The following is an 18,464-nucleotide window of genomic DNA, read 5'->3' on the forward strand; positions in this document are numbered from 1 at the left end:
CCTGCGTGCGCGCTATACGTCTTCAATGCGCCGCGATGGCGCGAGGGGCGTGCCCAGATCCAGCATGGCGTAGAGCCGCTGGGTGAAACGCTGGCGCCGGGTGGGCCGGCCCATGCGCCAGCGCGTGTCCAGCCACAGCAGGGGCAGGGCGAAGCCTAGCCACACGACGAAGAAGAGCGCCAATAGGAAGACCGCCAGTTCGGGAAAGTCCTGGAACGAGCCATCGTCCGATCCCGCGAAGTACTGCAGGCCGATCACGAACAGCCAGGCCGTCAGCAACAGCGCGCCCATCAGCTTGAGCATGCGCGCGCGCTGGCTCATGCCCACGCGGATGGGGGTGTCCCGGCCTTGTTCGCCGCCGTAATAGCGGTGGCACATATAGCAGCGGCCGTCTTCAAGATTGCGCAGCGCATAGACGACGCGCTGTCCGTCGTGGGCCGGAGCCGCGCGCACCGCCATTTCGACGCGGTCGTTCTCGGCCAGGAAGGGCAGCGCGTCGCCGAACGCTTCCTGGGCGATCATCACAAAGTTCTCGCCATTGACGGCGTAGCGGTAGATGCCATAGTTGGGACCTTTGTGGACCTGGCGCATTTCATGCGTGAGGCCGACGAGATGGCCCCGCACATGTCCGATGGGCGGTTCGCCTTCGTCCTGCGTCGATAGCGGCTCCAGGCGTGGCGGCTTGGGCGGCGGGGCGGGCGTGTTAGCTGCGGGCGGTTGCCCGGGATCGAAGAGCGCCTCGCTCGCCAGTATCAGCGGCCGGTGGCGGCGGTTGTGCCAGAGGCCGTGCAAGGCCGACCCCGTCACTACCAACGCCACCATTGCGACGACCAGCGAAAAGACCATCAGGAAAACGCGCGTGAGGCTGGCGATGCCGAGCAGCCACGCCAGCCATACGAACGCCGCGCCGATCGCGCCGCCGATAGCGGCCTCGCGCCGGCCGCGCCGTTTCAGGGTCTGGTAGTAGCGCGGCGGGATGGGATCTCCGCGCGCTGGAACCGCCCAGGAGAAGACCGCCTGCTCTTCTTCGCCGTCCATCACGCCCATGCGCACGGGGATGCCCTGTTGGTGCAAGCGCTGCAGCTGGTTGATCTGCGGCGCCTCCAGCCCGGCGGCGATCACGGCTTCTGTTCCGATGCGCAGGAACGCATCGTGCCGCACCAGAGGCACCGCGGGGCGGATCTGGTCGATGGTTCCTTCGAGGATGCGGGCGGAGGGCTGCGCCATGACGGGGTGCGGGATGAAAACCGTCAAGGATAGCGTAGCGGCCTCCGTGGACTACCAGGCATCCGGCAAGGTCGCCGGCCCTTGATGCGTGGGGAAATGCGGAAGCACATCCTCAGCCAGCTCCTGCAGCACTTCCGCAGCAGGCCGTTGCGAGAACTGGATCCCGAGCGCGGCGTGATTGACCCCGGCCGCCTGCCATTCCTCCAGCAAGGCGATCAAGCCCTTCCTGCCCGTGCGCAGCACAAAGCCGTTGTGCAAGGGCGTGCGCGGATGGTCGGGGTCATCGGTCAAGTCCAGCCATTCGTTGGTCATGTGCGGGCGGAAGCCGCCGTCGGGTATCAGCGCGCGCCAGGCGCGGATTTTTTCCCCCAGGCGCTGTGGTCCCATCGGGGTATCCGTGGCGTCGGGATAGGTCAGCCAGCCATCGGCGTGTTCGGCAATCCACGGCAATGACTGCCCTGACGAACCGGTGACGATGAGCGGAATGACGCCCGCGGCGGGCTTGGGCAGGAATTCCGCGCGGCTGAAGTGCCCCAGCGACGAATCGATCTCCAGGCGTCCTGGGCGCATGAGCTGGCGGAAGTACGAGACAGCTTCGGCGAAACGCGCTGCGCGCTCGTCATGGTTCAGCCCATAAGCGGGAAATTCGACGGGCCGGTCGCCCGATGCAATCCCCAGCACCAGCCGCCCGCCCGACAGTTGGTCGATGGTGCTCGCCGCCTTGGCCAGATCGATGGGGTGGCGCAGGGAAAAGATCGCGCTGCCCGTCGCCAAGGCAATCTTCTTCGTCTGCGCCGCCAAGAAGGCCAGGTAGGTGAACGGATCGAAGACCTGGCCGGCATCTCCGAAGGAAGGCGAGTACAAGGGCACGTCGCGCACCCAGACGGCAGCGAAGTCCTGCCGGTCGATCTGCCGTACCAGTTCCGCCTGGCCTGCAAGGACCGCCATGCTGCCTTCGTAGAAGCGCAGCGGCAGGAAGATGCCCAGGGTCAGGCGGTCGGGCGCGAACATCCGCCGATAACCGGGATGCGCGGAGAAGGCGAAGTGTGACGCTCCGGTCGTGCCATGGAGCGAGTGAGTGGTATCCATTGCGACTGTCCTCGCTTCTTTCAAGCGCCCGTTGCCGGCGCAGGCAGGGTGATGCCTTTGGCGACCGCAGGCCGGGCCGCCACGCGTTCGTGCCATGCGCTCAGATGCCGGTGATGGCTGAAATCGAAGTCGATGATCCGCGCAATATGGCTCCAGCCGAAATGCGCGATGTCGGCGATGGAGTAGGTGTCGCCAGCCAGGTAGCTATGCCCGGCCAGCCTGCGGTCCAGCACCGCGAGCGCATCTTCGGTCAGGCGCTGGTAGCGTTCCAGCGCGGCAGGATTGCGCGCCTTGTCGAACACTTCGAAGTTCACGCGCTGCCCGATGATGGGGCCGACGCTGCTGGAATGGAATTGCAGCCACTTGATCGCTTCCCAGCGCCCGCGGGTGTCCGAGGGCAGCAGCTTCCCGGTTTTCTCGGCGAGGTATAGCAGTATGGCCGCCGACTCGAACAGCACGACGCCGGTGTCTTCGTCGGCGAGGGCCGGGATGCGGCCATGCGGGTTCAGCGCCAGGAAGTCCGGCTGGCGGTGCTCGCCCTGCGAGATGCGCACATGATGCAGGCGGTAGGGAAGTTCCAGTTCCTCCAGGGCGATGGTGGCCTTGTAGCCGTTGGGAGAACTATCGGTGTATAGATTCAGCATGCGCTCGCTCGTTGAGATAGGCTAAATTTTCAGGATCCGCTTCGATCCGGAAATTCTCCTTCTCCCGCTAGAGCGAGTACAGCGATCATTTCTCACTGTTGGATTTAGAAAATCTAAAATGACGGCGATGTTTCCCTGCAACCACTGCGCGCCTGTTTCTACACCGCGACGGATCCTCCAGTCTCGAAGCGCCGCGCTGCCTGCAATAGCAGGCGCTCGCCGTCCGCGCGGCCCAGCAGTTCCAGGCCGACGGGTATGCCGCTGTCCGTGAAGCCTATGGGCACGCTCAAGGCCGGCAGTCCCGTCACCGCCGCGAGCAGGCCATTGCCGCCGCGCTGCGATTCGCCCAGCAACACCGGCGCGCCGCGCACGCTGGGGTAGGCCAGCAGGTCCAGTTGCTCACGGTCCATGGCGGCCAGCACTTCATCGCGCAGTGTCCTGGCGCGTGCCAGCACCGCCTGGCGCGCGCTGCCGTCCGGATCGCACAGCGCGTCGCGCTCGCGCAGTAGAGGTGCGACTTCCGGGTGAGGATAGCCGCCGTCCAGGATGTCGGTCAGGCTGCGCACGGGCAGGCCGGCCTCGAGCAGGCAGAGTGCCAGCGCATCGCGGAATTCGTAGCCGGTGACGTTGGCGGCAGTCAGGCGCGCGTCTTCCAGCGCCAGCGCGGCCGGCTGGATGTGCGCGCCGTCGGCTTGCCAGGCGGCCAGCGCCGCCCGGACGTGGCGCGATACCTCCTGCTCCGCACCGGCAGAACCGAAGAATGTATCCAGCGTGCCTATGCGCCAGCCCTGGCTTGCATGGCGTGCGCCTTCGCTTTGTCCATCCAGACCTGCCATCACGGGCCACAGTATTTCGAGATCCGCATGGCTGCGGGCCATGGGGCCGACGGTATCCAGTGTTGGCGACAGCGGCACCACGCCGGTGTTGCTGTAGCGCCCGGCCGTGGGCCGCAGCCCCCATACCTGGTTGAAGGCTGCCGGGATGCGGATCGAGCCGCTGGTGTCCGTGCCTATCGCGGCCGCCGCGAAGCTTGAGGCCACCGCGACGGCGCTGCCGCCGCTGGACCCGCCCGGCACGCGCGCGCCATCGTAGGCGTTGCGCGTGCGGCCGGAGAGCGAAGAAACGTTGGTGATGCCGCAGGCCAGTTCATGCAACGTGGTCTTGCCGAGCACGACGGCGCCGGCTGCGCGCAGGCGGCGCACGACCTCGGCATCGCGCTGCGGCTGGCGGTCGGCCAGCGCCAGCGAGCCGGCGGTGGTGGGCATGCCCGCGGTATCGATGTTGTCCTTGAGCAGGATGGGAATCCCGTGCAGGGAGCCCAGCGGCGCGGCGCGTTGCCTCTCTATATCCCGCGTGGCGGCCTCGGCCAGCGCATGGCCGTTCAACGCGAGAACCGCGTTGAGCGCTGGTCCGGCCTGGTCATGAGCCGCGATGCGCGCCAGGTAGGCGCGCACCAGGTCCATGGCGCTCAGGCTGCCGGCCGCCATGGCCGTCCGCAGCTCGGCGATGCCGCGGCCAAAGACCGGGTCGTTGCCCGGTAAAGGGCCTGCCTGCAGGCGCGGCGCGTTCATCGGAAGTGGCACGCCACCCACTGTTGTCCCGCCTCGGGGTCGCCGGACCTTTGCGTCAAGGCAGGCTGTTGCTCCTTGCAGACCGGCTGCGCCAGGGGACAACGCGTATGGAAGCGGCAGCCGCTGGGCGGATTCGCGGGGCTGGGCGGATCGCCTTGCAGCAGCTTGCGCTGCGCCGGCTTGTGGGGATCAGGGACCGGCACCGCGGACAGCAGGATCTCGGTATAGGGGTGCAGCGGACGCGAGAACAGCGTGTCGCGGTCGGCGACCTCGACGATGCGGCCCAGATACATCACCGCGACCCGATGGCTGATGTGGCGCACCACGGCCAGGTCGTGGGCGACGAACAGGTAGGCGATGCCCATCTCTTGCTGCAGGTCCATCAGCAGGTTGATCACCTGCGCCTGCACCGACACGTCCAGCGCGGACACGGGCTCGTCGCACACGATCAGCTTGGGCCGCAAGGCAAGCGCGCGCGCGATGCCCAGGCGCTGCCGTTGGCCGCCGGAGAACTCGTGGGGAAACTTCTTCATCGCCTCCGGACGCAGGCCGACCTTGGAGAACAGCCAGGCGATCTCGTCGCCGCGGGCGCGGCCGCCTGCGACGGGAAAGTTCTGCAGCGGTTCACCGACGATGTCGCCCGCCGTCAGGCGGGGGTTGAGCGACGCGTACGGGTCCTGGAAGATGATCTGCATGTCGCGCCGGCGGCTGCGCATCTGCTCGGCCGAAAGCGCCAGGATCTCTTCGCCTTCCAGCCGCACCGATCCCGAGGTCGGCTGGATCAGCCGCAGCACCGACTTGCCGGTAGTGGTCTTGCCGCAGCCGGACTCGCCCACCAGCGCCAGGGTCTCGCCCTTGGCCACGGAGAAGGACACGCCGTCCACGGCCTGGATGACCTTGCGGCGCGGTTTGAACCAGCCGCCCGCGCCGGGATAGTGCATCTTCAGGTCGCGCACGTCCAGCAAGGGCGTGGCCGGGGCGGCGGGCTCGTTGCGGGCGCTCATGCTTGGACTCCTGTGAAGGCGGCGCCGGGCGCTGCCGAAGCCGCAGCCTGCGGCGCGGGTTGCGCGGCGACGCGCGCCGCTTCGTGGCAGGCCACCACGTGGTCGCTGCCATGTTGCATCAGTTGGGGCGCTTCGGTACGGCAGCGCTCGGTGGCATAGGCGCAGCGCGGCGCAAAGCTGCAGCCTTTGCCCAGCTCGCTGGGCGCGGGCACCATGCCGGGGATCTCGGCCAGCCGCTGCTTCGAGGAGTTCATCGATGGCATCGACGCCATCAGTGCCCGCGTGTATGGGTGCATGGGGCGGTCGAACAATTCGGCGACGGGCGCCTCCTCGACCTTGCGGCCTGCATACATCACGGCCACGCGGTCACAGCATTCGGCCACCACGCCCAGATCGTGGGTGATCAGCACGATGCCCATCCCCAGGCTCTGCTGCAGGCTGCGCAGCAGGTCCACGATCTGCGCCTGGATGGTGACGTCCAGCGCCGTCGTGGGTTCGTCGGCGATCAGCACTTCGGGGTTACAGGCCAGGGCCAGCGCGATCATGACGCGCTGACGCATACCGCCGGACAGCTGGTAGGGATACTCATGCACGCGCCGCTCGGGTTCGGCGATCTGCACCAGGCGTAGCATGTCCTCGGCGCGGCGATAGGCCTCGCGGCGGCCGAGCTTCTGGTGAACCATTACCGTCTCCGCGATCTGCCGGCCGACCGTCAGCACGGGGTTCAGCGAGGTCATCGGCTCCTGGAAGATCATCGAGATCCGGTTGCCGCGGATCTGGCGCATCTGCTTTTCGGTCAGGCCCAGCAGGTCGGTGCCGCGATAGCGGATCTGGCCGCCGGCATAGCGCCCGGGGGGCGTCGGAATCAGCCGCAGGATGGACAGCGCGGTGACGCTCTTGCCGCAGCCGGACTCGCCGACCACGCCCAGCGTGCGGCCTGCCCGCACCTGGTAGGACACGCCGTCCACGGAACGCACGGTGCCGGAAACGGTATCGAAGTAGGTGCGCAGGTTGTCGATTTCGAGCAGCACGTCGCCAGGGGCGACGGCGGCGGGAGAGATTGCCATGACGTGCTCCTAGCGTTGGTTGGTCAGGCGGGGGTCGAGCGCGTCGCGCAGGCCGTCGCCCATCAGGTTGATCGCCAGCACGGTGATGGCCAGCAGGATGCCGGGATACAGGATGGTGTAGAACGCCACCGCCACGTAGTTGCGGGCGTCGGCCATCATGTTGCCCCAGCTGGGAACCTGGGCCGGCACGCCTACGCCCAGGAACGACAGCACGGCCTCGGTGAGCACCGCGGTGGCGGCGATGAAGGTGGCCTGCACCACCAGCGGCGTGACCATGTTGGGCAGCACGTGGCGGCGCAGGATCACAGGCAGGCGTGTACCCACGGCATGGGCGGCCTCGACGTAAAGCTGCTCGCGCAGCGTCAGCGCCAAGGACCGGACCAGGCGCACCACGCGCGGCACTTGCGGAATCGCGATGGCGATGATTACCGTGGTCAGGCTGGCGCGGATCACCGCCATCAGGGCGATGGCCAGCAGGATGTCGGGGATGGCCATCATGCCGTCCATGATGCGCATGATGATGGCGTCGGCCCAGCGCACGAATCCCGCTACCAGGCCCAGCACCACGCCGGCCGCGGTGGCGACCAGAGCCACCACGATGGCGACTACGAGGGACACGCGGCCGCCCCAGACCACGCGGCTGAAGACGTCGCGGCCCAGCGCGTCGGTGCCGAAGTAGTGCTCGGCCGACGGCGGCTTCATGCGTTGCAGCGGATTGATGCTGATGGGGTTGTGCGTGGCGATCCAGGGCGCGGCGAGCGCCAGGCCCGCCACGATCAGCAGCAGCGCCAGGCCCAGGATCAGGGTGGGATGCTTGCGTATCCAGCGCCAGCGGCGGCCGCTGGCGCTCAGCGCTTCGTGCAGCACGATGGGCGGGCTGGTGGAAATCGAACTATCTGACATGATTTCTTCCTGCGGCGGCTCAGTAGCGGATGCGGGGATCGAACAGCCGGTAGCTGAGGTCGATCAACAGATTGATCAGCACGTAGGTGCCGGCAGACAACAGCAGCACGCTCTGGATCACCGGGTAGTCATGGTGCTGGACCGCGTCGATCACCAGCCGGCCGATGCCGGGGATGGCGAACACCGTCTCGGTCACGACCACGCCGCCGATCAGCAGCGCGATGCCCACGCCTACCGTGGTGGCGATGGGAATGGCGGCGTTGCGCAGCGCATGTTCCAGCACCGGCAGCACCGCCAGGCCCTTGGCGCGTGCCGTGCGGATGTAGTCCTCGTGCAGCACTTCGACCACCGTGGCACGGGTCATGCGGGTGATCAGCGCGATGTACACCAGCGCCAGGTTGATACAGGGCAGGGTCAGGTTGCGCAGCCAGGGGACGATGCCCTCGGACAGGCTGACGTAACCCTGCACCGGCAGCCATTGCAGCTTGATGGCGAAGCCGTAGATGAGCAGGTAGCCCACCAGGAACACCGGCACCGAGAACGCCAGCACCGCGAACAGCATGACCAGGCGATCGATCCAGGTGCCGGCCCGGTAGGCGGCCAGCACGCCCAGCGGCACCGCCACGATGATGGACACCAGCATCGTGAGCGCGGCGATCGACAAAGTGGGTTCCACCCGCTGCGCCAGCAGCTGCGTCACGGGCACGTGGGTGAAGATGGACGTTCCCAGATCGCCCTGCAGCAACTTGCCCGCCCACAGCCCGAACTGCCGCCACAGCGGCTCGTCCAGGCCCAGCGCCACGCGCAGTTTGGCGATGTCTTCCGCGGAGGCGAAGTCCCCGGCGATGAGCGCCGCCGGGTCGCCGGGCGACAGGTGGATCAGGAGGAAGACGATCACCGCCACCACTGCCATGACAGGCACGATGGCGAGTACTCGCCGGATGATGTAACCCATGGTGGTCTCGCGTATCGATTGGGCTGGCGGCGGACTACTTGTCCAGCACCCACAGGTTGGGCAGGCTCCAGATCTTGTCCGCGTTCTTCAGGCTGTTGTGCGAGGCGAACGCGCGCGAGTACTGGCCCACCGAGATTGCGGGGAAGGCTTCATAGGCGCGCTCCTGGAACAGGTCGAGCACGCGCTTGCGCTCGTCCGAGCTGGTTGCCGCGATCCACTGGGCGCGCAGTTCGTCCAGCTTCTTGTCGCAAGGCCAGCCCGGCAGGCTGTTGCCGCACACCGCGCCCAGATAGGTGTTGCTGATGGGCGAGTCGACGTTGAACTCGGAAGCGGCCGACAGGAAGATGTTCCAGCCGCCCTTGTCAATGGGCTCCTTGCGGGCGCGACGGGCGGTCAGCGTGGCCCAGTCCATGGACTGGATGTCGAGATTGACGCCGATGTCCTGCAGCGCCTGGATCGCGACCAGCGTGGCGGAGTTCAGGTAGGCCAGGTCCGTGGGCAGCAGGATCGCGAGCGGCTCGCCCTTGTACCCGGCTTCGGCCAGCAGCTTCTTGGCCAGGGCGGGGTCGGGCTTGGCGTAAGGCGCCGCGCCGGCGGCCGTGTCATAAGGCCCGCCGCAGATGAAGACCGTGGCGCAGTACTTCATGCGCAGGTCATCGGGGTAGCCCATGGCGGCGGTGAACTTGTCCTGGTCCACCAGGTGCGCAACGGCCTGGCGCGCCTTCTCGTTGTTGAAGGGCGGCATGGACTGGTTCAGGATGATGTAGCCCTGGGCGCGTTCCATCACGCCGATCTTGACGTTCTTGTTGCCGCGCAAGGCGTCGATGTAGTCCGCTGGCGCCTGCTCGATCATGTCGACTTCACCATTGGTCAGCGCGGCCGTGGCGCTGTTGGAGTCGGGCAGCACGCGCCATTCCACGCGCGGGATGTGCGGGGTCTTGTTGCCCGCCAGGCCGTCAGCCTGCGCCTTGGGGCCGACGTAGTTGGGATTCTGCTCGAACACGATCTTGCTGCCGGGCACCCATTCGGCGCGTTTGAAGACGTAGGGGCCGGAGCCGACGACCTCGGTCAAGGGCCGGTCGGCGGGCAGCGAGGCCAGGCGCTTGGGCAGGATGAACGCGGGGTAGCTGGACACCTTTGCCAAGCCATCGAGCACCAGGTCGAACGGCTGGTCCAGCGTCAGCTTGAAGGTGCCGTCGTCCACGGCTTCCCACTTGCCGCCGGCGCGCGTGATGGCCTGGCCGATGTTGTCGCGCGCGGACCAGCGCTGCAAGGACGCGACCACGTCGGCGGTGGTCAGCGCCTGGCCGTCGCTGAACTTCAGGCCGGGCAGCAGGGTGAAGGTCCAGGTCTTCTTGTCATCGCTGGCCGAGTACTTCTCGACCATCTGCGGCTGCGGCTTGCTGTGCGAGTCCATCGCGAACAGCGTGTCGTACACCATGTAGCCGAAGTTGCGCGTGATGTAAGCGGTGGTGAAGGTCGGGTCCAGCACCTTCAGGTCGGCGTGCGGCACGATGCGCAGGGTCTTGGCCTGCTGCGCATGCGCCGGTGCGGCGCCAAAGGTGAAGGCCAGGCCGAGCGTGGCCGTCGAGAACAGGCAAAGCAGGCGTTTTTTCATCGCGCTAGGCTCCCATCGTGTTGGTGGATGCGCCGGCGTCCGTGCGCCGGCAGGTTCTTAGAGCGGCCACTTGGGCAGCCGGATGTTGCGATACGTGAGCGTCTTCCAGTCGGGCGTGGCGACGCCTTTGCCGCCGACATAAATGATGTGGCGCGCGACTTTCGAGAACGAAGCATGGAAATGCTGGGCTGACTTGACCACCACGATTTTCTTGGAAGCAAGATCGCAGCCCAGCTGCGTGAACAGGTCCATGTTGATGGCCTGGTTGCGCAGCGAGGTCAGCAGGATCTCGATGCCCTGGGTCTCGACCAGCGCGCAGTCGCCCATGGCCGCCGGCGCGCCGGACAGGCCCGTCATGATCATGTCGGCCTTGATGGCTTTGACCGTGCAGCGCAGATCCAGCGGATCGCCGGACAGCGGGCCGACCTTGCCGCCGATGCGCAGGTCCAGCTCCGCGCCGGGGCCGGCGTCGAAGGCGATGCGCGCCGCCACCGGGTCCCACATGGGGCCCAGCGCTGCGTTCGCCACGCCGCGTTCCAGCATGCGGCTCAGGACAAACGTGGCGTCGCCCGGGGCGCCGCTGCCGGGATTGTCCGGGCGGTCGGCCAGCACCACCGGACCCTCGTCGAAGGCCAGCGCTTCATCTAGCGCCTGGTCCACGCTGCGGTAGGGCACCATGAGCTGCTCGCGCATGCCGATGAGTTCATCGGCCAGGCGACGGGCCAGGGCTTGGGCGCGGGCGGCATCGCCATCGGCGTAGACCAGCACCTTGGTGCCCATCTCCGGCACGTCGCCGGTAGCGAAGCCTTGCGCGGCCGAGATCGACAGGATGCCGTCGCGGCCTTCCAGCGCCTTGATGCGGCTGACGAAGCCTTGGGCCGGCTCGCGGGTGGTGTGCATGGGCACGATCATGTCGCAGTCGATCAACGCCGCGACGGGCCGGGTGCGGCCGGCCTGCGCGTCCAGGCACAGCGTCAGCAGGTCTTCCGCGCGTTCGCGGATGTCGGTGTGCGGATATTCCTTGAACAGCACCAGCACCGTGGCCTGTTCCACCATCAGCGGACTCAGATGCGCGTGCGGATCCAGTTCGGCTCCCACCACCACGCCGGGGCCGACGATCTCGCGCACGCGGCGCAGGATGTCGCCTTCGCAGTCGTCGTAGCCGTCGGCCACCATGGCGCCGTGCAGGCCCAGCAGCACCATGTCCACCGGCAGCGCCGCGCGCAGGTCGGCCAGGATCTGGTCGCGCAGCGTCTCATAGGCGGCGCGCGTGGTCGTGCCGCCTGGCTGCGCGGATGTGACCAGGCCTTCGGCCAGCGTCCAGCCGGCCTCGCGGCCGCGCTGGCGCGCCACGTAGAGCGGCGCGCCCGCAAAGGTCACAGTGTCGGGATGCGTTCCCGCCGGATAGTAGTCGCGGTCCTGGAAGGCGGCCAGGCTGGTGGGCATGGGCGCGAAGGTGTTGGTTTCCGTGCCCAGGCCGGCGCTGAAGATCTTCATGCCCGGGCCTCCGGACAGGATGCTGCGTGCGCCGCGACGCGCGCGGCGGTCCAGTACGACGACATAGTTTTCCCCTTGTATGGATCGGATGTCCGTCACTGCCGCCACACCAAAAGGGGCACTGCGCTCCGTACCGCGGATGATCGGCGGCACACCAGCGCGGCACAAATAGCTAACGAGCGCCCATGGATAACCCAAGGTTATGGTGTGGGATTTTTCGGGGGAAATCGCGGCGAAAAGCGCGCAGATCGGCTGCTTTTAAGGGAAAACGATAGGGCGGGCGGAACCCGCCGCGCGCCCATATGAAAGGTTATGGACAGTTCATGATTTGGAATTTGTAGGCTCGCGCAGGCCGGACCAGAATCAGGACTTGAACGGAGCCCATGCCTGGCGCGCGGCCCGCTGCCTTTCAATTCTTCCACCCCCGAACCGCGCGGCGCGCCGCGCCCTGGAGCCGCTTCCATGCGCATATTCACCGGCGCCCTTGCTACGGAAACCAACACCTTTTCGCCCTTGCCTACCGGACTCGCCGCGTTCAAGTCGCGCGAGTACCTGCCCGGCGGTACGCATCCCGATCACATGACGTTCTACGCCGGCCCGCTATGGGCCGCGCGCCGGCGCGCCGCGGACGGCGGGTGGACGCTGATTGAAGGGCTGGTGGCATCCGCGCAGCCTGGCGGCACGACCACGCGCGCCGCCTATGAGACGCTGCGCGACCAGATCCTGGCCGACCTGCGCGCGGCGCTGCCGGTGGACATGGTGCTGCTGGGCCTGCACGGCGCCATGGTGGCCGATGGCTACGACGACTGCGAAGGCGACATCCTGCGCCGCGTGCGCGAGATCGTCGGCCCCGGCGTGGTGGTGGGCGCCGAACTGGACCCGCACGCGCATCTCACACCGCTGATGGTGGAACAGGCCACGGTACTGGTGCTGTTCAAGGAGTATCCGCACACCGATGTGCTGGAGCGCGCCGAGGATCTGCTGACGCTGTGCCTGGACGCGCAGGCCGGCCGCACCCGGCCCGTGGCGGCGTTGATCGACTGCGACATGATCGTGCCCATGCACACCACCCGCGAACCGGCCCAGGGCTTCGTCAGCCGCATCAAGGCGCTGGAAGGCCGCGACGGCATTCTCTCGATCTCGGCGGCGCAAGGCTTTGCCACCGGCGACGTGCCAGAGATGGGCACCAAGGTGCTGGTCTACGCCGATGGGGATGCCGCCCGCGCCCAGGCCCTGGCACGCCGTCTGGCCGATGAACTCATCGGCATGCGCGAACAGCTGATGGTGCCCTACCGCAGCGTGGACCAGGCGCTGGACGAAGCCCTGGCCTTGGGCGGCGGTCCGGTGGTGCTGGCCGACCGTTCGGACAATCCCGGCAGCGGCGCGGCCGGCGACTCGACCTATCTGCTGGCCAGGATGCGCGAGCGCGGCATACGCAATGCCGCCATCGGTCCCCTGTGGGATCCGGTGGCGGCGCGCATCGCCTTCGACGCCGGCCCCGGCGCGGAGCTCGACCTGCGCATCGGCGGCAAGGTCGGGCCCCTGTCCGGCAGCCCGGTGGACGCGCGCTGCCGAGTCGTATCCACGCATGCCGACATGTATATGACGGGAAACTCCGATACCCGCATCGCGCTGGGCGATTGCGCGCTGGTCGACGTGGACGGCATCCTGGTCGCGCTGGTGTCGCTGCGCACCCAGGCCTATCACACCGACCTCTTCACTCAGTTGGGTTGCGACTTGAAGGCGCAACGCCTGATCGTGGTGAAGTCCGCGCATCACTTCCATGCCAGGTATGCGCCGCTGGCCAAGGCGGTGCTGTATGTGGCCGCGCCCGGTTCCGCCAGTCCCGACTGGAGCAGCCTGCCTTACCGCAAGGCGAGGCTGCCGAAGTGGCCGATCGCGTAGCAGCGAAGAAGTGGACCGATTGTCCCTTGCCGCTTGCTGGATAGGCATTGCCGGGAAGCCAATCCCTGCGCCTACCTGATCAGCGGCATGCCGCGCACGCTCTGGCTGTCGGTATCGACGGACTTCTAGCGCGCCGTCTCACCACCTGTGCTGGTAGGTCAGCGTCAGCACGGCTCCCGCGGCAGGGAGCCGGCTGGTGTTGGTGTTGCTGCGCATGAGTTGGCTATATAGCGGGTAGTAGTCGCGGTTGAAGAGGTTTTCGACACCGAGGATGAAGGTATTCCGCGGGTTGGGCTGATAGCGGCCCATGAGATCCACGGTGAAGTAGCTGCTGACGTCCCTGCGGCCGAAGCTCTCCTTGCCATCAAGGCGGTAGTCCTTGGCGCCGAAATAGTTGGCCTGCACGCGGCCGTTCCAGCGTTCGTTTGGCCGGTATTGCAGATAGGCCGTCAGCTTGAGCGGCGGAACGCGGTAGCCGGTCATGCCCTGCCAACTGCCGCCATCCGGCTGCTCGCGGCCCTTCATCCAGGTGAAGGTGCCGCCGGCGCCCCACTTCTCGTCGTCAGTGGTGGTGTCGATGGTGCCTTCGACGCCGTAGATGCGTTCCTCGGTGCGGGTCAGGATCAGTCCGTTGTTGAAGCTCTGCACGTCGCCGAGCTTCGAGGTGGTGTAGAACACGGCCAGGGATGCCGACGTGTTGCCCGCGCCGCCGCGCCAGCCGAGTTCGTAGTTGTTGGTCTTGACCGGCTGCAGGTCCGACGAGCCGATGTCGAAGCCCGGGCGCGCGTTGCGCATCTGGACGCCGATGTCGGGCAGTTGGAAGCCCTGGCTGAAGTTGGCGTAGAGTTCCTGGCCGCGCACCGGGGCGTACGCGACGCCGACGTTCCACAACAAGGCGTCGTAGTTGACGGATCCTCCTTGCACCGAGGCCGGGGAGGGTACGCGCAACTGCGACAGGGGCACGAAATCTCCGAACCTGGCGGACGCGTACTCGTAGCGCGCGCCGCCCTGCACCGACCATTGCTCGTTGAAGCGATGTTCGAGCTGTGCGAACAGGCCCGTGCTGCGTGAGGTCAGTTCGGGCATGTAGGTCAAGCTGCCGATCTTGTTGAACACGCGTCCGCCGCTGCGGTCGTAGGCAGCGGGATCGAAGATATCGATCGGCATGTCGCTGCGTTCCTGATTGAAGTCCGCGCCCCAGAGCACCTTGGATTGCTTGCCCAGCGGCGTGTCCACGGTCAGGCGGCTGCCGAATACCTTGGTGTTCTGCGTAACCTGGTCGACGTTGTTGCCGCGCGTGACGACGGCGCGCGCATCGAAGGGCGTGAACCGGGTGAAGTAGTCGCGGTAGTACATCTGGGCCGTGACCTTGCTGCCCAGCACGTCCAGGTGCTCGTATTCCAGGTTCAACAGCGTGTTGCGGATCTGGTTCTGGTCGGCCAGCTGCAGGCCGTTCATGGGCAGGGCCCGCGCCGATCCCGGCGGCAGGCGGCCCACGGAGGGATCCGAGGTGTAGTCGGAATCCTGGTCCGCGTTGTAGTAGCTGGCGGAGAGCTGCAGGCGCTGCTGCTCGTCGATGCGCAATCCCAGCTTGCCGCCCAGGCTGTAGATGTTGGAGTCGAACAGGTCGCCCTGGCTGGGCTCGGGCGCGATGCGCCTGCCTTTTGCGTCATACGAGGCGCCGTTGTGGCGCGCGCCCAGGTCCAGGGAATAGTCCACCATGCCCTGGCTGCCCGCGAAATACTGCTGCAGCTGTCCGCCCAGACCGTCGGCACGCAGCCGGCTCAAGGGGCTGACGGCCGTCACCGTGGTTTCGGACACCGTCTCGCCGCCGGCCGGCCGGGTGGTGATCGAGACAATGCCGCCGGTAGCCCCGGCGCCGTAGATCGAACTGCTGCCGCGCAGCACCTCGACCCGTTCAATGGTGGCCGGGTTGATGTTCGCCAGGTTGCGCGACGAGTCGCGGTTGGTGTTGAGGGGGATTCCGTCGACCAGCACCAGCACGCCGCGGCCGCGCAGCGTCTGGCCGTAATCCGTCATGGTGCGGCTGGAATCGGCCATGCCGGGTACGGTCTTGGAGAGTATGGTGGCCAGGCTGTCGGAGCCGGTGCGCAGTTCCTGCAGGGCGTCCCGCTCCAGCACGATGGTTTGCTGCACGGGGCTCACCAGATTGCTCGCCGTGCGCGACGCGGAGATTTCGATGGGCGCCATGACCTGCGGCTGGCCGGCGTTTTCCGCTTCGATGATGGTCGCGGCGCCATCCTGGCGCACGCGCAAGGCTTGGCCTTTCAGCAGGGCAGAGAGCGCCTGCTGCGGCGTCATCGTGCCCGAGACGGCTTGCGCCTGCATACCCGCGACCGTCTGCGGCGCATAGAAAATCTGCAAGCCATGGGCCTGGGCCAGGCTGCGCAACGCCTGGTCCAGCGATTGCGCGGGCATGTCGATCGCCACGGGCGCGGCCTGCGCCCAGGCGCCCGCCGATCCCGCCATCAGCAACGCTGCAAGCACCGTATTCCTCAGGCCCTGCATCCGCGCGCGCCTTCCCCATTTTTTGCGATTCACTTCCTGTGCTCCTGAATCATGCTGGCGGGCACCATGCCCGCTTGGTTATCAGGAAGAAGACGCAATACGCGGAAAATACCTGAATGGTCTGGCGGCCTTTTTTGTAACAGAGGGGGCGCGTCAGCGGGCGACGATTTCCACCCGGCCGTCGGACTGGCGGCGAACCTCAACGGGCAGGATGTGCGGCAGCGCCGTCAGAAAGGCATCCGTGTCCGCGGTCTGGAATACGCTGGTCAGGCGCAACTGTTCCAGCCCCTGGCGGGGCGCCAGGACGATGGGATGCTGCCGATAGCGCGAGACGTCGCGCACGGCGCTGGCCAGATCCGTATCGGTGAACACAATCTGGCCCTGGCGCCAAGCCAGGGCGGCCGGCACGGAATCGGCCTGCGCCTGGCCGGCACGTCCGCCGGCGTCGATACGAACCGCAAGGCCGGCCGTGACCGACACGGGGGCGCTGTCCTGCGTACCTGTTACCTCGACCGAGCCGGATTCCACCACCACCCGCACCTGGTCTTGGTCGCGGCGCACGTCGAAGCGGGTGCCGGTCACTTTGGCGCTGCCCAGCCCAGCATCCACCACGAAAGGCCGGGCCGCGTCTTTTTCAACGGCAAACAAGGCTTCTCCCTCTTGCAGGAAGACCCTGCGCAGGGTGCCGTCGAAACGGACCTGTAGCAGGCTGCGGCTGTTCAATTCGGCGATGGATCCGTCCGGCAGCGTGATGGTGCGTCGTTCTCCAGCAGCCGTGCGGTACTCCGTCGCAGGCGTGCCGCGTTGCCAGATTCCTATTGCGATCGCCGCCGCCAGTACGCACAGGCCCAGTCCCAAGGCCTGCCGCCGTGCCGGCCTTGCGGCACGCCGCGGCGGCTCGGCCAGGGCGCGCAAGCGCGCTTCGGGGATGGTGTCGGCCGCCTGCCAGATGGATTCCAGCATCCGGTACTCGGCGGCGTGGCGCGGATCCGCCGCCAGCCAGGCATCGCGCTCTGCCTGCGCGGCGGCATCCCATGCACCGCCGTGCGCGCGCGCAAACCAGCGCGCCGCTTCGTTGCGGACGGGATCGGCGCTGGAGGCGGACGCCGGCAAGGGCGGATTGTCAGTTCGGGGCATAAGCGCCCAGCCGTTCCCGCAGATGCAATGCGGTACGAATCATGTATTTCTCGACCATGTTCTTGCTCAGGCCCATGCGTTGCGCGATCTCGGCCTGTGTCAGGCCTTCCAGGCGCTGCCAGACGAACACCTGGCGGCACTTGAGCGGAAGCTCGGCCAGCGCCGCTTCCAAGGCCTGGCTCAATTGCCCGGTGCGGACCTGGGCCAGCGGATCCCCGAGGGTACTGGGATGGCCGGCTATGGTATCAAGCGGGACCCATTCGTGCCCGTCGGTCCGCCGGAAGTTGTCGACGGCCATGTTGCGCGCCGCCTGATGCAGGTAGGCGCGCGGCTGCGTCACGCGATCGGGGTCGGTCTCCAGGCATTTCACCAGGGCGTCGTGAGCGAGATCGCGCGCGGCATCGCGACAGCCCAGCTTCCGGGTCCAGACCGCAAGCAGCTCTTCGTAGTAGGCCAGGAAGCCTTGCGAACGGGGGGGACGTGATGACATGGCGCGGGGTCGGCTGGGCTTGCATGGTAATGCTTTTTATTTGCATTGCAAAGCGAGCCGACCGCGGCGCCCCGGCCTGGCAGCCGGATGCCAGGTTTGCGACGATGCTTACCCGGGACCCTGTGGCGCCCGCTCAAGCTCCAGCATGGCCAGCAAGCCGATGATCAGCGCCTGCATGCCCTGATCCAGTTCCTCTTCCATCTCGGATTCTTCCGCCGCCCGGTCCGCGTCAACCACCGGCTCCAGCCCGGCGACTGAATACACCGTGTCGGCGACCGCCATGCCGTGGAAGGCCACGGTCGCCAGCAGGATGCGGGACTGCTCCCGGGAAATGCCGTAGGCATCGGCGATATGGCGCTGTTGCCCGGTGATTTTCGCGAGCATGGACGGGGTGGCCGCCAGCCTGCGGATCACATAGGGCGTCACGCCTGGATGCGCCTTGACGAATTCCCGCACGGACGCGGCGAACAGGGTCAGGTACTGCTTCAATTCGCCGCGCTCGTTGCTACAGGCTTGCGGAATCTGCCAGCGGCTGAAGATCTCTTCGGCGACCAGGCGCTTGAGTTCTTCGAGGCTGGGCACGTGCTTGTACAGCGCCATATGGCTGACGCCGAGCGCCGCCGCGAGTCCGACGAAGGTGATGTTCGGCAGGCCCATCGCAATGCCGGCGTCGGCAATCCGCTCCCGGGTGATGGTGGGAGGGCGTCCCCGCGCCGGGCGGCGCTCTGGCGGTGTCATGGCTGTTCCTGGTTCCGTGGGGTCATTCATTCCACACTTTAACCCGGCCCGATTTATTTAGTTTATTGGTATGCAACTAATTTGAGAAAT

The 18,464-nt window shown here is 67.0% G+C and carries 15 protein-coding genes; 1 reads left to right on the forward strand and 14 read right to left on the reverse strand.

Annotated features, from left to right (window positions below):
- Nucleotides 1-12: 12 nt before the first annotated feature.
- From IPU70_RS23310 to IPU70_RS23355, 10 genes are all read right to left on the reverse strand, one after another.
- Nucleotides 13-1,227, reverse strand: a complete 1,215-nt coding sequence (locus tag IPU70_RS23310; RefSeq protein ID WP_207470767.1) for a hypothetical protein — start codon at nucleotides 1,225-1,227, stop codon at nucleotides 13-15.
- Nucleotides 1,228-1,278: 51 nt separating this feature from the next.
- On the reverse strand, nucleotides 1,279-2,238 hold the full coding sequence (locus IPU70_RS23315; protein ID WP_207470872.1) for an LLM class oxidoreductase: 960 nt from the start codon (nucleotides 2,236-2,238) through the stop codon (nucleotides 1,279-1,281).
- Nucleotides 2,239-2,336: 98 nt separating this feature from the next.
- Nucleotides 2,337-2,960 (reverse strand): glutathione S-transferase family protein, encoded by a 624-nt coding sequence (locus IPU70_RS23320; RefSeq protein WP_207470769.1) that lies wholly within the window; start codon nucleotides 2,958-2,960, stop codon nucleotides 2,337-2,339.
- 158 nt (nucleotides 2,961-3,118) lie between these two features.
- Nucleotides 3,119-4,531 carry an amidase gene (locus tag IPU70_RS23325; protein WP_207470771.1) on the reverse strand — a complete coding sequence of 471 codons (1,413 nt, stop codon included), beginning with the start codon at nucleotides 4,529-4,531 and terminating at the stop codon, nucleotides 3,119-3,121.
- Nucleotides 4,528-5,535, reverse strand: coding sequence for an ABC transporter ATP-binding protein (locus IPU70_RS23330; RefSeq protein ID WP_207470780.1), 1,008 nt, complete (start codon nucleotides 5,533-5,535; stop codon nucleotides 4,528-4,530). Before IPU70_RS23330 ends, IPU70_RS23325 begins: the two co-directional genes overlap by 4 nt.
- Nucleotides 5,532-6,602 (reverse strand): ABC transporter ATP-binding protein, encoded by a 1,071-nt coding sequence (locus IPU70_RS23335; protein WP_207470781.1) that lies wholly within the window; start codon nucleotides 6,600-6,602, stop codon nucleotides 5,532-5,534. The genes IPU70_RS23330 and IPU70_RS23335 overlap by 4 nt, the downstream gene beginning before the upstream one ends.
- A gap of 9 nt (nucleotides 6,603-6,611) precedes the next feature.
- Nucleotides 6,612-7,505: an ABC transporter permease gene (locus IPU70_RS23340; RefSeq protein WP_207470783.1), complete on the reverse strand. Its 894-nt coding sequence runs from the start codon at nucleotides 7,503-7,505 to the stop codon at nucleotides 6,612-6,614.
- Nucleotides 7,506-7,524: 19 nt separating this feature from the next.
- Nucleotides 7,525-8,460: an ABC transporter permease gene (locus tag IPU70_RS23345; protein WP_207470785.1), complete on the reverse strand. Its 936-nt coding sequence runs from the start codon at nucleotides 8,458-8,460 to the stop codon at nucleotides 7,525-7,527.
- 34 nt (nucleotides 8,461-8,494) lie between these two features.
- Complete coding sequence (locus tag IPU70_RS23350; protein ID WP_207470792.1) at nucleotides 8,495-10,078, reverse strand: ABC transporter substrate-binding protein; 1,584 nt, start codon at nucleotides 10,076-10,078, stop codon at nucleotides 8,495-8,497.
- A gap of 57 nt (nucleotides 10,079-10,135) precedes the next feature.
- Nucleotides 10,136-11,575: a M81 family metallopeptidase gene (locus IPU70_RS23355; RefSeq protein ID WP_207470794.1), complete on the reverse strand. Its 1,440-nt coding sequence runs from the start codon at nucleotides 11,573-11,575 to the stop codon at nucleotides 10,136-10,138.
- A gap of 462 nt (nucleotides 11,576-12,037) precedes the next feature.
- On the opposite strand from IPU70_RS23355, the gene IPU70_RS23360 reads away from it, so the two are divergent.
- Nucleotides 12,038-13,480: a M81 family metallopeptidase gene (locus tag IPU70_RS23360; protein WP_207470796.1), complete on the forward strand. Its 1,443-nt coding sequence runs from the start codon at nucleotides 12,038-12,040 to the stop codon at nucleotides 13,478-13,480.
- Nucleotides 13,481-13,618: 138 nt separating this feature from the next.
- Here the strand turns inward: IPU70_RS23360 and IPU70_RS23365 are convergent, their stop codons facing one another.
- The 4 genes from IPU70_RS23365 to IPU70_RS23380 form a co-directional block, all read right to left on the reverse strand.
- The gene (locus IPU70_RS23365) at nucleotides 13,619-16,009 is read right to left on the reverse strand and encodes a TonB-dependent receptor (RefSeq protein WP_207470874.1); all 2,391 of its coding nucleotides are present in this window, start codon (nucleotides 16,007-16,009) and stop codon (nucleotides 13,619-13,621) included.
- Between the two features lie 153 nt (nucleotides 16,010-16,162).
- Nucleotides 16,163-17,146 carry a FecR domain-containing protein gene (locus IPU70_RS23370; protein ID WP_207470798.1) on the reverse strand — a complete coding sequence of 328 codons (984 nt, stop codon included), beginning with the start codon at nucleotides 17,144-17,146 and terminating at the stop codon, nucleotides 16,163-16,165.
- Nucleotides 17,133-17,636, reverse strand: a complete 504-nt coding sequence (locus IPU70_RS23375; RefSeq protein ID WP_207470800.1) for a sigma-70 family RNA polymerase sigma factor — start codon at nucleotides 17,634-17,636, stop codon at nucleotides 17,133-17,135. Before IPU70_RS23375 ends, IPU70_RS23370 begins: the two co-directional genes overlap by 14 nt.
- Nucleotides 17,637-17,744: 108 nt before the next feature.
- A complete protein-coding gene (locus IPU70_RS23380; protein WP_207470801.1) occupies nucleotides 17,745-18,374 on the reverse strand; it encodes a TetR/AcrR family transcriptional regulator in 630 nt (209 codons plus the stop codon).
- Nucleotides 18,375-18,464: the final 90 nt, after the last annotated feature.

Source organism: Achromobacter sp. SD115, assembly GCF_017355315.1.
In the GTDB taxonomy this organism is placed as follows: Bacteria; Pseudomonadota; Gammaproteobacteria; order Burkholderiales; family Burkholderiaceae_B; genus Achromobacter; species Achromobacter xylosoxidans_B.